Here is a 12243-nt window from a genome sequence, read left to right on the forward strand (position 1 = left end):
CGTGCAATAAATCAGTATTAAATGGAGGCAACCATTTCTACATTTGGTTGCCTCCATTCGATTTTTATTGCTGAAATTAGTGATTTATTTGAGGTTGTTCATCAAAGGGCAAAATGGTGTATATATTGGCTCCGAGCCACCGACTACGGGATCGAATGAGTAGACTTTTTGATTGATCCGCAGTTTAACGAGTGTACGGATAGCGCGAAGCTCAACTGTTGTGTCTTACCGAATTACCTCATTTTCCAACGCTGAAATTAATTCTACACATTCCCTAATCATTGTCATTTCCCTTTCTCTAGTGAACAGTCCATTCACTCTTTATATAGGGCAAAGTCTTGCAAGAGGTACTATTGAGTAAAGATATTTAAAAGTTCCAAGTTATGAGGCGACATAAACTGATTACTTGGAAAGCATTGTAATCGATAATGGTGGTAGTGGTATAATGGTAATAAATTGTGTTGTGGTTTATATGGACTAGGGGGATGCCAATATGAAGCTATTCCGTACTGTTGGAAAGGGGATCAACCAAATTGGCGGTGGGATTGCTAAGGGAGGCGTGAATGTCGCGAGTGCCCTTGTGTCCACCAAGTTTCCGAAGACTGGCGATTATCTAAAAGATGTAGGCAACAGCGTAGTGGATTCTTCACGCCATGTCATCGCGAATACAGCTCACTTTGCGGATGGTGCAGTAAACGGACTATACGGAACGGTGACGAAGGATCCGGGAAGAATGAGTGAGGGCTGGAATGACATCAAAACTTCCTCCGTGAATACCGCGAAGGGAATTGGGGGCGGGCTAGCATACACAGGATCAGCTTTAGGACAAACATTCAAGGGAGCTGCATTACAGGACAAGGAGCTATTAGTGGAAGGGGCTAAAAAGGTCGGGAAGGTGGCGGCCGTCGGTGCACTTGGTGTAAGTGTTTTCGAAATGGTGACAGACCAAAACACAGTACAAGCGGAAGAGCTGCTAAGCCGAAACGGACACTTGGATGGATCCGTTCACGAAGTCACAAATGTTCAATTCGAAAAGAATGTCTCAATCCATAACGACGGGACAGTAGTAGAAGGAGTCTTCCCTGTCTTTGACTCTCAATTCGATGCAGTACTGCCTCAAGAAGCCTACCTTATGTCAGACAATGTGCATTTCGGAATCGCCAACATGCAACTCTACGAAGCAATCCAACAAAATCCGTCACTAGCAGTTGAGCTCGGATTCGCCGAGCAGGATATCCAAAAACTTCAATCCTCTGTAACTCCAGAAGGCTATGACTGGCATCACCATGAAGAGCCAGGGAGATTGCAACTAGTGAAGGAAGAGGAGCATGGGTTGACTGGTCATACTGGGGGAAGGTCGATATGGGGTGGGGGTTCGGAGTTTCGGTGAGTAGTGTCTGGGAAGAGATTCATCAGTACTGACTATACTAAAATAATTCTAAACAGCAGAAAGAAACGTTCACAATCTGTTTAATAGGAGGCTAGGTTTTGGAGTACCAACATATGAAACTGATCCATATTGACTGGGAAGGCCCTTATACATTGGAGAATTTAAGGGCATTAATGAATGAGGAAACGGACTATGGAATCTACCAAGTCTATGGGAAACATCCCGTATATGGTAGCAATGTATTGCTGTATATTGGTAAAGCCGATATGCAAACGATTGGTAAAAGGATTTCACAGGAGAATTGGTGGAATACGAACGACTCCAACCGACATTTGATTTATGCAGGGCGCTTGATGGGAGAACAAACACCGGAGGAAATTGACTGGTCGATTGAAATTGATTTGGCTGAGAAATTGTTGATTTACGTCCATAAGCCAGCCTATAATTCCCAAAACCTATCGAATATTCCACACGAGAGTTTGCAAGATATTCATATATTGAATTGGGGTTCTTACCGCGATTTATTCCCCGAAGTATCGGGGTTACGATGGACGAGTAAATTAGATGAGCTAGAACATGAAGTTTATAGATTGTAAAGGAATGCTCATAGAGGTATGAAAGGCATGGACACGTTGATTGATCACTCATTTGAGTGGTCTTTTATTTTGTCGGAAAAATAGAATGACTTTATAACGTGCATTAGTCACCTTGGAGGATATTGCTCGTTTATTCCATCATAATTTCCTTAATTACAACTTCAAGAACTAACTCCCCGTAATCATACTTGTGATTTCCATTCGTATCCAAGTAGATTACATCGCGATAGCTATCCTCCTTTCCTACGATATTATCTAATTTGCTAGTATAATAGTCAATAGAAGGCGTGGCGATAATAGATAGATTAGCAGGGGTAAGAAGATTGGGATTTATAGAGAAAAGTACTGCGATTTTTTTGTGCCACTGACGTTAAGTCAGGAACATGGAGGTGTAATTTTTGAGACCGACTTGCTTGTTACCTGCTGTTTACAACTCCAATAAACGTTTATAGATCGGGAGGAGATAGAGTATGAAATCATTGGTTTGTCCACGTTGCAGTGCTGAGTTAGTGGAAGATGCATGGGAAGAACTGCAAGAAACGAACGATGGCGGGATTATTCTAGGCGGGTATCCTGCATATGTGTGCCGGGAACAATGCGGTTATGCAAAGCGCATTGAATCGATCCCGCCAATAATTGTCCAACCAGAAGCGCCTAATTTATTTCAGTTTGCGACGAGTGAACTGTCACAAGATGCTTTTTTATGCTATTTGATTGCTTGGAGCAGCAAGCGCTATCGTTTGCTGGACGAGCCGTTGCATGAAGCTGCTGTTCATTTTATTTCAACGATTTTCAATGCTCATGGCATAACTGCCCCTACAGTCGAAACAGTCACCATTGAGCGCCAATTCAAATCGCTAGATATTTTTGCCGTCATCAATGATACATACGCCATAGTAATTGAGGATAAAACATTTACCGACGACCATTCAGATCAACTTGTTCGTTATCGTGAAGCGGTGAAGAGGGAATTTCCGAATCTTATTCAACTTCCGGTCTATTATAAAATCGCCGATCAGAGTCAATATCATTCGGCTATCGCTGCAGGCTATGTACCGTTCAAACGAGAAATGATGATAAGAATATTGAAGGATGGAATAGCCAAGGGGGTAACCAATACGATCTTCCTTGACTATTATCGACATTTGCAGAAGCTTGAAGACAAGTACTGCTCATTTCGGACAACACCTGTATCTGAGTGGGACAGTTATGCGTGGCAAGGGTTTTATCAAGAAATCCAAAAATCAATTGATGGAGAGTGGGGGTACGTGCCGAATCGATCAGGAGGTTTTTGGGCATTTTGGTGGAAGTCTGTACTCGGCGAGAAATATTACATGCAGCTAGAACAAACGAGGCTTTGTGTAAAAGTTGAAGCAGAAGAAGGCGAAGATAAGCGGGAACTAAGAAAGATTGCACTAGTTGAAGTGTTGGGGGAATCTGGAAAACGGGATTTGCATTTGAAAAGGCCGACAAGACTAGGCACTGGCAAAACGATGACCATCGCCCACCGACTCGATTATATACAAACGAACGTTGCCGGAATGGCAGATATCTCGCGTACTGTTGAAGAATTGAAGAAGTATTAACTGGGTGCTCGGCAATATTGGGTATCTGTACAGCACACTATTTAGTTTATTAACTACAATTGAATAATGGGGAGTGAGAAGTCAGCCGTAGAGTATACAGCTGGCTTTTTTAGGATATTCATAATTTCAAATTTGTAGCCCTTTCACATGCACCTGCACATTATACATTGATTTTTTTATCTTCCATTTATTCTCAAGTCAAACTTTTGTTATCAATGGGGACATTAGGTAGAGAACCCCAATAAATCTTAGAATACAGGTTTTAATTGCCATTTTTTACTGTATGCAGCCAGAATAATCGAGGCTTTGTGTACAAGTCGAAGCGAAAGCAGGCGAAAATAAGGAAATATAAGAATGACTGCAATGGGGGAAGTGTCAGGGGAATCCAGAAAACGTGACCAGACTAAAATTTCGCTTACTATTGAAGAATTGAAGAAGTACTAAATTGGCTGGAAAGAAAGAACCGGCTGAAAAAAATCAAAAAACTGATTGTAAAGACAGTAAACAAGGCTGCTGACTTCCAGATTCCTCCTGTTAAATAAATTATGATACAAAAATCACAAGTTTAATGAAACTTTTTTCCAGTCATTCCGTAATAATTAAAAGAGTATACAAATTTATTTGACATCTCATGGTGTACAAGTGTACTATGTAACTAATACAGCAAAAGGGGGAATTTACCTGTGAAAAAGCAAGCATTACTAGCAGTAATGGCTTCAGCGCTTCTCATGTCCTATCCATTAGGTGCTCAAGCCAACGACTCAGTTCGGACCATTGATCGTGAAACTGTGCGAGTAGCCGAAAATGTGAAAGTGGATGCACCCGTATCTGCAGAGGACTTTACCCGATCCGCTTTAGATGTACTGACGTATCAACACGGATCGAAGGAAATGAGAGAAGCGATTGCTAAGCGTTGGACGGGGGAAACTGAACTAAGCTCTAAAAAGGAAATTACAAAAGGCGATATTTCCAAAATACTAACCCGGGCTCTTGGTATTGAAGAAAATGAAAAGACGACTTCCGACTTTTTGCAAACCGCTAAAATTCATGGGTTGTTAAAAGTCTATAGTCAGGCGGATGAAACCGTTACAACTGAAGAAATGGCAAGCATCCTTGAGAACGCTAAACAATACAGTTTAAAGGGGATCGACAATAAAGGGGTAAGTGAAATTTCGGTAGAAGATTTCATGAGAAACCCTGGAGATTTCGGTTACGAGATGTCACCTGACGGAGAGTATATTTCATATAGCTCTGAATGGGAAAGTCGAATGAATGTCTTTGTCAAGAAGATGGATGGTGAGGATGAACCGATTCGTGTGACTAGCTCCAAAGATCGGGATGTCGCATTTTCATTTTGGAAAGACGATCACATTTTGTATATAAAAGATAACGGCGGCGATGAAAATTATCATATTTACTCCTCCAGCTACAACGGTCAAGAAGAACGTGATTTAACTCCATATGAGGGGGTACGCGTACAGCTGATAAGCAACTTGACGGGCGTCGAAAATGAAATTCTCATCGGCATGAATAAAGAAGATCCGACTGTCTTTGATGTGTATCGTTTAAATATCAAAACCGGCGAACTGGATCATGTAGCGAAAAATCCAGGAAACATAGCCGGATGGCTTGCGGACCATGATGGGAAGATTCGGATTGCGATTGAATCAGATGGGGTAGATAGTACAATTCTCTACCGTGAAACGGAAGAGGATCAATTTAAGCCATTTGTCCAAACGGAAGCAGGAGATGTGATATCCCCAATTGCTTTTTCGAAAGATAACCAATCCATTTATGCAGTGTCCAATAAGGATCGCGATAAAATGGAACTAGTCGTACTCGACTTGGAGGCGAATGAGAAAGTCCTTTATTCCAACCCACAAGTCGATATCGCTGGCGGATTCTATGATCCCACACAGGATGCGATTCTTGCGGTCGTCTATATGACCGATAAACTTCACTATGTGTTCTTCGACGAAAAGTTGGAAAACATCTTTACTAACTTAATGGAAGAACTTAACGTAAGTGAAAGCGAATTGTCAATCAACGATTACAATAAAGAAATGAACAAATTCGTAATATCGGTGTCGAGCGACAAGGAATATGGCACCTACTATTATTACGATGCGGAAACGGAAGAACTGACGAAATTGACAGAGCTGGCTTCATGGATAGATCGGGATTCTCTAGCCGATATGCATCCAATTTCGTACACAAGCCGGGATGGCCTCACGATTCATGGCTATTTAACATTACCGAAAAATAAAAAACCTGAACAATTACCATTAATCGTCAACCCGCACGGCGGCCCTTGGGCACGTGATATGTGGGGCTATAATCCGGAAGTACAACTGCTTGCCAATCGCGGGTATGCGGTTCTCCAAGTTAACTTCCGCTCCTCTGCTGGATACGGAAAGGAATTTATGGATGCAGGCAATAAACAATGGGGATTGAAAATCCAAGATGACATTACAGATGGAGTCCAATGGGCAATCGATCAAGGCATTGCAGATCCTGACCGAATCGGTATATACGGTGCTTCCTTTGGTGGATATGCAACATTAGCAGGAATCACGTTCACTCCTGATTTATATGCAGCAGCCGTAGACTATGTCGGAGTTTCGAACATCTTTACGTTACTCGATACAATTCCGCCATATTGGGAAACGATGAGAAACGATCTATACAAACGAGTCGGTCACCCTGTCGAAGATAAGGAATTATTAGAAGCAGTTTCCCCTGTCTTCCACGCTGACAAAATCAAAACACCTCTTTTCGTCGCACAAGGTGCAAACGACCCTCGCGTCAACAAGGCAGAATCCGATCAAATCGTAGAAGCCTTGCAGAAGAGAGGAATCGACGTTGAATACATGTTAAAAGAAAATGAAGGACATGGATTCCAAAATGAAGAGAATCGCATTGAATTCTATAATGCGATGGTTGAGTTCTTTGATAAGCATTTGAAATGACATGGAAGCCCCTCGTTTTAGTTATGAACGAGGGGCTTTCTAAATTTGCTTTATATAGACCAGAGTCTTGCAAAAAGATACTTTTGAGGAAAGAAATATTACTAGGTATCGTAAAAGTTCCAAGTTATAAGTCAACATAAACTGATAAGTTGGAATGTAATGTCATCCGTGATGGTGCTAGTGGTATAATAGTAATAAATAGTGTTGTGGTTTATATGAACTAGGGGGATGCTATTATGAAGCTATTTCGTACTGTGGGAAAGGGAATTAACCAAATTGGCGGTGGGATTGCCAAGGGAGGCGTGAATGTCGCTAGTGCTATTGTGTCCACCAAATTTCCGAAGACTGGCGATTATCTGAAAGACGTCGGAAATAGCGTAGTGGATTCTTCACGGCATGTCATCGCAAATACAGCTCACTTTGCGGATGGTGCAGTAATTGGACTATACGGAACGGTTACGAAGGATCCGGAAAGAATGAGTGAAGGCTGGAATGACATCAAAACTTCTTCCGTAAATACGGTGAAGGGAATTGGTGGAGGGCTAGCCTACACTGGATCAGCGCTAGGACAAACATTCAAGGGAGCTGCTCTACAGGACAAGGAGCTATTAGTCGAAGGGGCTAAAAAGGTCGGAAAGGTGGCGGCTGTCGGTGCACTTGGTGTTAGTGTTTTCGAAATAGTGACAGACCAAAACACAGTCCAAGCGGAAGAACTATTAAGCCGAAACGCACACTTGGATGGATCTGTTCACGAAGTCACAAATGTTCAATTCGAAAAGAATGTTTCAATCCAGAACGATGGGACGGTAGTAGAAGGAGTCTTCCCTGTCTTTGAATCTCAATTCGACGCAGTTCTGCCTCAAGAAACCTACCTCATGTCGGACAACGTTCATATCGGAATCGCCAACATGCAAATATACGAAGCAATTCAACATAATCCTTCACTGGCGGTTGAGCTCGGATTCAACGAACAGGATATCCAAAGCCTTCAATCCTCAGTCACTCCAGAAGGCTATGACTGGCATCACCATGAAGAGCCTGGCAGATTGCAACTTGTGAAGGAAGAGGAGCATGGATTGACTGGCCATACTGGGGGAAGGTCGATATGGGGTGGGGGTACGGAGTTTAGGTGAGTTTATTGAATTAAAATAGAGTGCTGTCGCAATACGTGTTTGTGATTGTGGAGAGGGCGGAGTATTAACTTGGAAAAACAACATTTCAACTTGATGCAGTTTTTCAATGGGTACGTACGAAATTATAGAAGAATGAACTTAACGAATCTGCATAATCGTTCAATGTTGACGAAACGGGAGATAGATTATTTTGCGAACCTGGGTGAAATGCTTGGGTTCGATGCATTTATTGAAGACTCCAAGTTGGATAAGTCGAAAGGGCGTTCAAGGCCTATGGACTTGTCGTGGTGGAATCAGGATAGCAGAGTAGATACTGAATACTACCTATACCTAGCGCTGCATTTAGAAAGGGAAAACGTTTGGAGCAAGGACGTTGAGACGATTGAAAAGCTCTTCACTGAAACTGAGGAAGACTATCTGCCTCATAATGTGATCGGGATTCAATTGATAGAGTCGAAGGAACGGATCGAGATCCTAAATGACTTAGTTATGCAAAAGAACTCGATTCAAAGATCGAATGCGTTAATGGTGTATCACTTGTATGATTCAGAACTTGATGGCTATCGAATATATGCATACTCTTTTACGGAGACAGGCGAGATAGAAGAGAGACATGCGATTCGGAAAGTGGATGAGTTTGGGTATTGGTATATGTGTTTTGAGGAGGAGTATGAGGCTCTAAGTCGATAGATATGATTCGATGATTTTCATAGCCTAGGAGCAGCAATCGTAGCCTATGCTGGAACAGCACTTGGACAGATTATTAGCTGACACGTTAAGGGGTCTTTCCGGATTGTGTGAGGCTGAAATGGATAAGCAAATATTTGTCGTTGAGAAAAAGGAGAGTTTACATGAGCAATGATTTTAGGAAAGGTCTTGTCAACCATGAAGTAAATTCATCTATGCTTCCGATAATAGGAATAGAGACTTTAATCTTTTCAGTTGGTTCTTCTTATCTGGCGGATACCTATTTAGGATGGAATTGGTTCGCAACTGGATTTATCGCTTTCATTGTATTGTTAATCTTAACTTTCACCCCCATATACCATTTGATTGGGATCTTGTTTTCAATCGGGTGGGGTTATCTAGGGTATAAGGTCATATCCTTCATTACAGCCGCCACAGGGGGCGGGACCGGGCTAGTAATCACCCTCGGCATAATAGGATTTATTATGGCATTCCTTCTTACGCTAGGAGCTAGAATCGGAGGAAAGGAATACCTAGATGATATTGGAAATTAACATTATATTTAAAGGATTCCTTTAAGGGTGGAGATAAGGGGTTTCCCGGAGAAAAATTGAAAGGGAGTGCTTACTATGACGAATAATGATGAACATGAACAATACGCTGAGCACTATTCTGAAAAGAAGTTTTGGAATAAGGTACTCAAGTATGCAAAGAAAGCCGGAGTTAAAGTTACATATGCCGCTTTGCTTCTTTTTTACACATTGCAAAAACCAACGACTCCAATAAAAGCAAAATCGATTATTATTGGCGCTTTGGGATATTTCATTCTTCCGTTAGATTTAATACCCGATGTTGCACCGGTCGTAGGATACGTAGATGATTTAGGTGTTATTATCGGTGCTTTGGTTGTTGTTGCAGCTCATATCGACAATGAATCTAAACAAAAGGCAAAAGGGAAAATAGTAGAATGGTTCGGTGAGGGTGCTTTAGAGGAAACTGCGTCTGTTGATAAAGATATTGATAAGAATCAAGAGAAGAACGAATAATCTAAAGGTAGCCGTCGAGTATTGGCCGGAGAGCTCTGCTACACAGTTGGCTTATACTGTCGAGTAAGCAGGGCATCCTTCTCTTATGTAGAATTTGGCAGCCAATCAGTATTAACTGGGGCAACAAAATATGCAATTGGTTGCCTCCATTCGATTTTCATTGTGAAATTAGTGTTGATGTTTGAAAAAATCATATTGAAATGCTGCTTCTCAACGTAGTCACAACAAGCGATGAAGGCAGAGACTTATCAGGAAAGTATTGGGCATGTAATCGGACATTCTCTTTCCATGCCTTCAGATGCAATACGTAATGAAGAGGATGCTGCTTTACATGATAATGTTATAAATCTTGAGCTCTCTGACACTGAGAAAGATACATTTATTAAATTACTGATTGGTCAAGGGGCAATTCGGAAAGAGTTACCATATCCATGATACTCAAAAACAAAAAATGGACTTAATAGAAAATGAAATGTGTTGGATAAATTCCTATTTTGTTTTTGCCAGTTGTATTTGGAAGTACGTATCATATATTTCTTGAATCAGAACAGGTTTTTTCCTATTGCCTATTCAAAGGTTATTGAGTTGTTTGAAGTTCAGTATTTGTATATAGTATAATTTAATTAACATAAAATTACGATAAGTAGGGGATGGAAAAATTGAGTACAAATGTTTTGTATCAAGTGAATGTATTTGGAGAATTTATAGATATTGAGCCAATACCAGACAATATTATGAAGTTGATGCCATTATTATCAAATCTTCAATTGATGCCTAATACTATTCAAGAAATTAACCCGAATTACGGTTTGAATCCTTTAAATAGAATTGCTTTTACATCTGCTAATATTAATTTTAGGGTTGAAATTAACAGTGATAAAATTGCTATCTTTCAAAATTCACCGAATGAAAAAGGGATAAGTAATTCTTTGGAAGATTTTTTGCATAATGTTGAAATAGTAATCGATGTCATTTTAAAAGCATTTAGTAAAAAAGGAACGAGAGCATCATTAATAACAGACACTCTATATCTCGATTTTGAATTGGAAAAGTTAAATGCAATATATGATAAAGTTTCAAACCCATTAGATTATTTTATAGAAAATAGGCCTTTTGAATGGACAGTTAGAAATGTAAGTAGAGATGAGTACGGGAGTGAACAAACCAATGTGATTTTAGATATAGGACGTACACAGGGAAGCTTTAATAATAGTGCAAAGCGAATTGATTGTATTTCCGGTAAATTTGATATTAATACTATTTTTGAAAATAAAAACGAAAGATTTGATACAGAATCGGTGAGAGAATTTCTAATCTACGCGTTAGAAAAAAGAAATAGTATACAAAAACAGTTGGAGTCGATCTTAGTTGGCTAATCAGATGTATTATCAATTAAATTCAAGTGGAAATGCTACTGAAAATTATTTCAAAGGGTCTTTGGGAGAAGCTAATGATTCATTAAAATCAAAAACGTATCTTGTTGAAACTTCTAGCTTTTTAAAAGAAAATACGTTGAGTGAAGATCAAGTTAGTCGGAAAGAATTGCTCGAGAAAGCGAGTATTCAGTCTAGGAAAGAGGCTGAACGATTTACTAACATGTTGAAAAATGACTTTATCGAGGTTGGGTTTTTTTCGAGCTCAGAAATCTATTTACTTACTAAACTGAAAAAAGAACCTATCGAAACGAAAGATTGGTTGAATAAAGTATTACTAGATAACCTAGATCAACCAAGCATCATAGTCAAATTATTACATATTATTGCAGATATAGATTATGAGATGATTTCTCCGCAAGGTCCTGTATTGGCACTAGCAGCTACTAGGATTCCTGATGACGAGGTTCAAGAATACTCAATAAGAGCATTTGAAAAGTGGGGCACCCAGGAGTGTTTGAAGGTTTTGAAGAATACTAGGTATCAAGAAGGATGGTTACAAGATTATGCCAATGAGGTAATAGAGGACTTGGAAGAGGAGTTTTCTTAATATGACATATTTAGTTAGGAAATATAGTCGTGGAAAATGGCCGAAAGAAGATTTCGACAAATGTCCAGTGGAAGCCTTGCGTGCTGATGCAATAACAAGTTGTTTAAGAACTACAAATGATACTTTATCTACTTGGGAAATAGAATCCCTTGAAAATGTGGAAGATGCTGTATTAGCATTGGTTTCAGGATTTGATAAATTAGCAACGGTAGATGTTTTGATTTTTAGTATTAATGAAGTGGAAAAAAGAGGGTTTAAAGTAGAGTTAACACCTGGAGATACTCCAATAGAGGAACTAAAAAATACTCATATGGATATTACAGGTTTAACTTATAAAACTGTCGGAGAATTTTCAAGGCTAATGCTTGATACAATGAACGTTGATGGGAGAACAATGCGATTTACTGTCAAAAAGTTAAAAACTCTTTTTCAGGAAGCTATTGATAAAGGAAAAGTAGATGTAACATTATTGAAAGAACGATTACGTCTTGAAGTGACTGAGAATAAAGCATCATAATTTAATATTTATACACCTAACTAGATGCCTTTTTACAGTCTATTTTCGTTGCTGGAAATTCTTTGTTTCTAATGGAGGACAACCATATCGATATTTGGTTGTCCTTCAATTGACTTTTCAATATGAATCAATATTGTATTGTATTTCGTTTAATATAATCGTAAACCACTAAATTTTAAAAAGGTAAAATGTTGTAGTTATTAAGGCAAAGACCACCAAACTCCAGGGTGGAAATATTGCCGGATATCCATGCATGTCATTTTAAGATATGAGATCTGAATGAACAGTTGATTTAAATCGATGGAATTACAACGATTTCAATGGACATCTTTTCAT

12 protein-coding genes are annotated in these 12243 nt (G+C 39.7%); all 12 read left to right on the top strand.

Annotated elements, in window-relative coordinates; genetic code table 11:
- Nucleotides 1–493 precede the first annotated feature (493 nt).
- The 12 genes from MHZ92_RS07790 (at nucleotide 494) to MHZ92_RS07845 (ending at nucleotide 11907) form a co-directional block, all read left to right on the top strand.
- Complete coding sequence (locus tag MHZ92_RS07790; protein WP_239431103.1) at nucleotides 494–1390, top strand: HNH endonuclease; 897 nt, start codon at nucleotides 494–496, stop codon at nucleotides 1388–1390.
- Between the two features lie 98 nt (nucleotides 1391–1488).
- Nucleotides 1489–1986 (top strand): hypothetical protein, encoded by a 498-nt coding sequence (locus MHZ92_RS07795; RefSeq protein ID WP_239431104.1) that lies wholly within the window; start codon nucleotides 1489–1491, stop codon nucleotides 1984–1986.
- Nucleotides 1987–2456: 470 nt separating this feature from the next.
- Nucleotides 2457–3572, top strand: coding sequence for a PD-(D/E)XK nuclease family protein (locus MHZ92_RS07800; RefSeq protein ID WP_239431105.1), 1116 nt, complete (start codon nucleotides 2457–2459; stop codon nucleotides 3570–3572).
- Between the two features lie 683 nt (nucleotides 3573–4255).
- Nucleotides 4256–6541, top strand: coding sequence for a S9 family peptidase (locus MHZ92_RS07805; RefSeq protein WP_370644656.1), 2286 nt, complete (start codon nucleotides 4256–4258; stop codon nucleotides 6539–6541).
- Nucleotides 6542–6777: 236 nt separating this feature from the next.
- Nucleotides 6778–7674 (top strand): HNH endonuclease, encoded by an 897-nt coding sequence (locus tag MHZ92_RS07810; RefSeq protein ID WP_239431106.1) that lies wholly within the window; start codon nucleotides 6778–6780, stop codon nucleotides 7672–7674.
- A 69-nt stretch (nucleotides 7675–7743) separates the two neighbouring features.
- Nucleotides 7744–8364: a hypothetical protein gene (locus MHZ92_RS07815; RefSeq protein WP_239431107.1), complete on the top strand. Its 621-nt coding sequence runs from the start codon at nucleotides 7744–7746 to the stop codon at nucleotides 8362–8364.
- A 161-nt stretch (nucleotides 8365–8525) separates the two neighbouring features.
- Nucleotides 8526–8915 carry a hypothetical protein gene (locus tag MHZ92_RS07820; protein ID WP_239431108.1) on the top strand — a complete coding sequence of 130 codons (390 nt, stop codon included), beginning with the start codon at nucleotides 8526–8528 and terminating at the stop codon, nucleotides 8913–8915.
- Between the two features lie 75 nt (nucleotides 8916–8990).
- Nucleotides 8991–9407: a YkvA family protein gene (locus MHZ92_RS07825; RefSeq protein ID WP_239431109.1), complete on the top strand. Its 417-nt coding sequence runs from the start codon at nucleotides 8991–8993 to the stop codon at nucleotides 9405–9407.
- Nucleotides 9408–9638: 231 nt separating this feature from the next.
- Nucleotides 9639–9842: a hypothetical protein gene (locus tag MHZ92_RS07830; protein WP_239431110.1), complete on the top strand. Its 204-nt coding sequence runs from the start codon at nucleotides 9639–9641 to the stop codon at nucleotides 9840–9842.
- Between the two features lie 224 nt (nucleotides 9843–10066).
- Nucleotides 10067–10783, top strand: a complete 717-nt coding sequence (locus tag MHZ92_RS07835) for a hypothetical protein (RefSeq protein ID WP_239431111.1) — start codon at nucleotides 10067–10069, stop codon at nucleotides 10781–10783.
- Nucleotides 10776–11390, top strand: a complete 615-nt coding sequence (locus MHZ92_RS07840; protein WP_239431112.1) for a hypothetical protein — start codon at nucleotides 10776–10778, stop codon at nucleotides 11388–11390. The genes MHZ92_RS07835 and MHZ92_RS07840 overlap by 8 nt, the downstream gene beginning before the upstream one ends.
- Before the next feature lies 1 nt (nucleotide 11391).
- Entirely contained in the window at nucleotides 11392–11907 is a 516-nt protein-coding gene (locus MHZ92_RS07845) for a hypothetical protein (protein ID WP_239431113.1), read from the top strand.
- Nucleotides 11908–12243: the final 336 nt, after the last annotated feature.

Origin of the sequence: Sporosarcina sp. ACRSL (genome assembly GCF_022346605.1) — a bacterium.
Taxonomy (GTDB): Bacteria; Bacillota; Bacilli; order Bacillales_A; family Planococcaceae; genus Sporosarcina.

Bases quoted from the DNA above. Each gene is read 5' to 3' on its own strand.
- MHZ92_RS07790 (WP_239431103.1), top strand. From the start codon at position 494: ATGAAGCTATTCCGTACTGTTGGAAAGGGGATCAACCAAATTGGCGGT.
- MHZ92_RS07800 (WP_239431105.1), top strand. From the start codon at position 2,457: ATGAAATCATTGGTTTGTCCACGTTGCAGTGCTGAGTTAGTGGAAGAT.
- MHZ92_RS07810 (WP_239431106.1), top strand. From the start codon at position 6,778: ATGAAGCTATTTCGTACTGTGGGAAAGGGAATTAACCAAATTGGCGGT.
- MHZ92_RS07820 (WP_239431108.1), top strand. From the start codon at position 8,526: ATGAGCAATGATTTTAGGAAAGGTCTTGTCAACCATGAAGTAAATTCA.
- MHZ92_RS07825 (WP_239431109.1), top strand. From the start codon at position 8,991: ATGACGAATAATGATGAACATGAACAATACGCTGAGCACTATTCTGAA.
- MHZ92_RS07830 (WP_239431110.1), top strand. From the start codon at position 9,639: ATGAAGGCAGAGACTTATCAGGAAAGTATTGGGCATGTAATCGGACAT.
- MHZ92_RS07845 (WP_239431113.1), top strand. From the start codon at position 11,392: ATGACATATTTAGTTAGGAAATATAGTCGTGGAAAATGGCCGAAAGAA.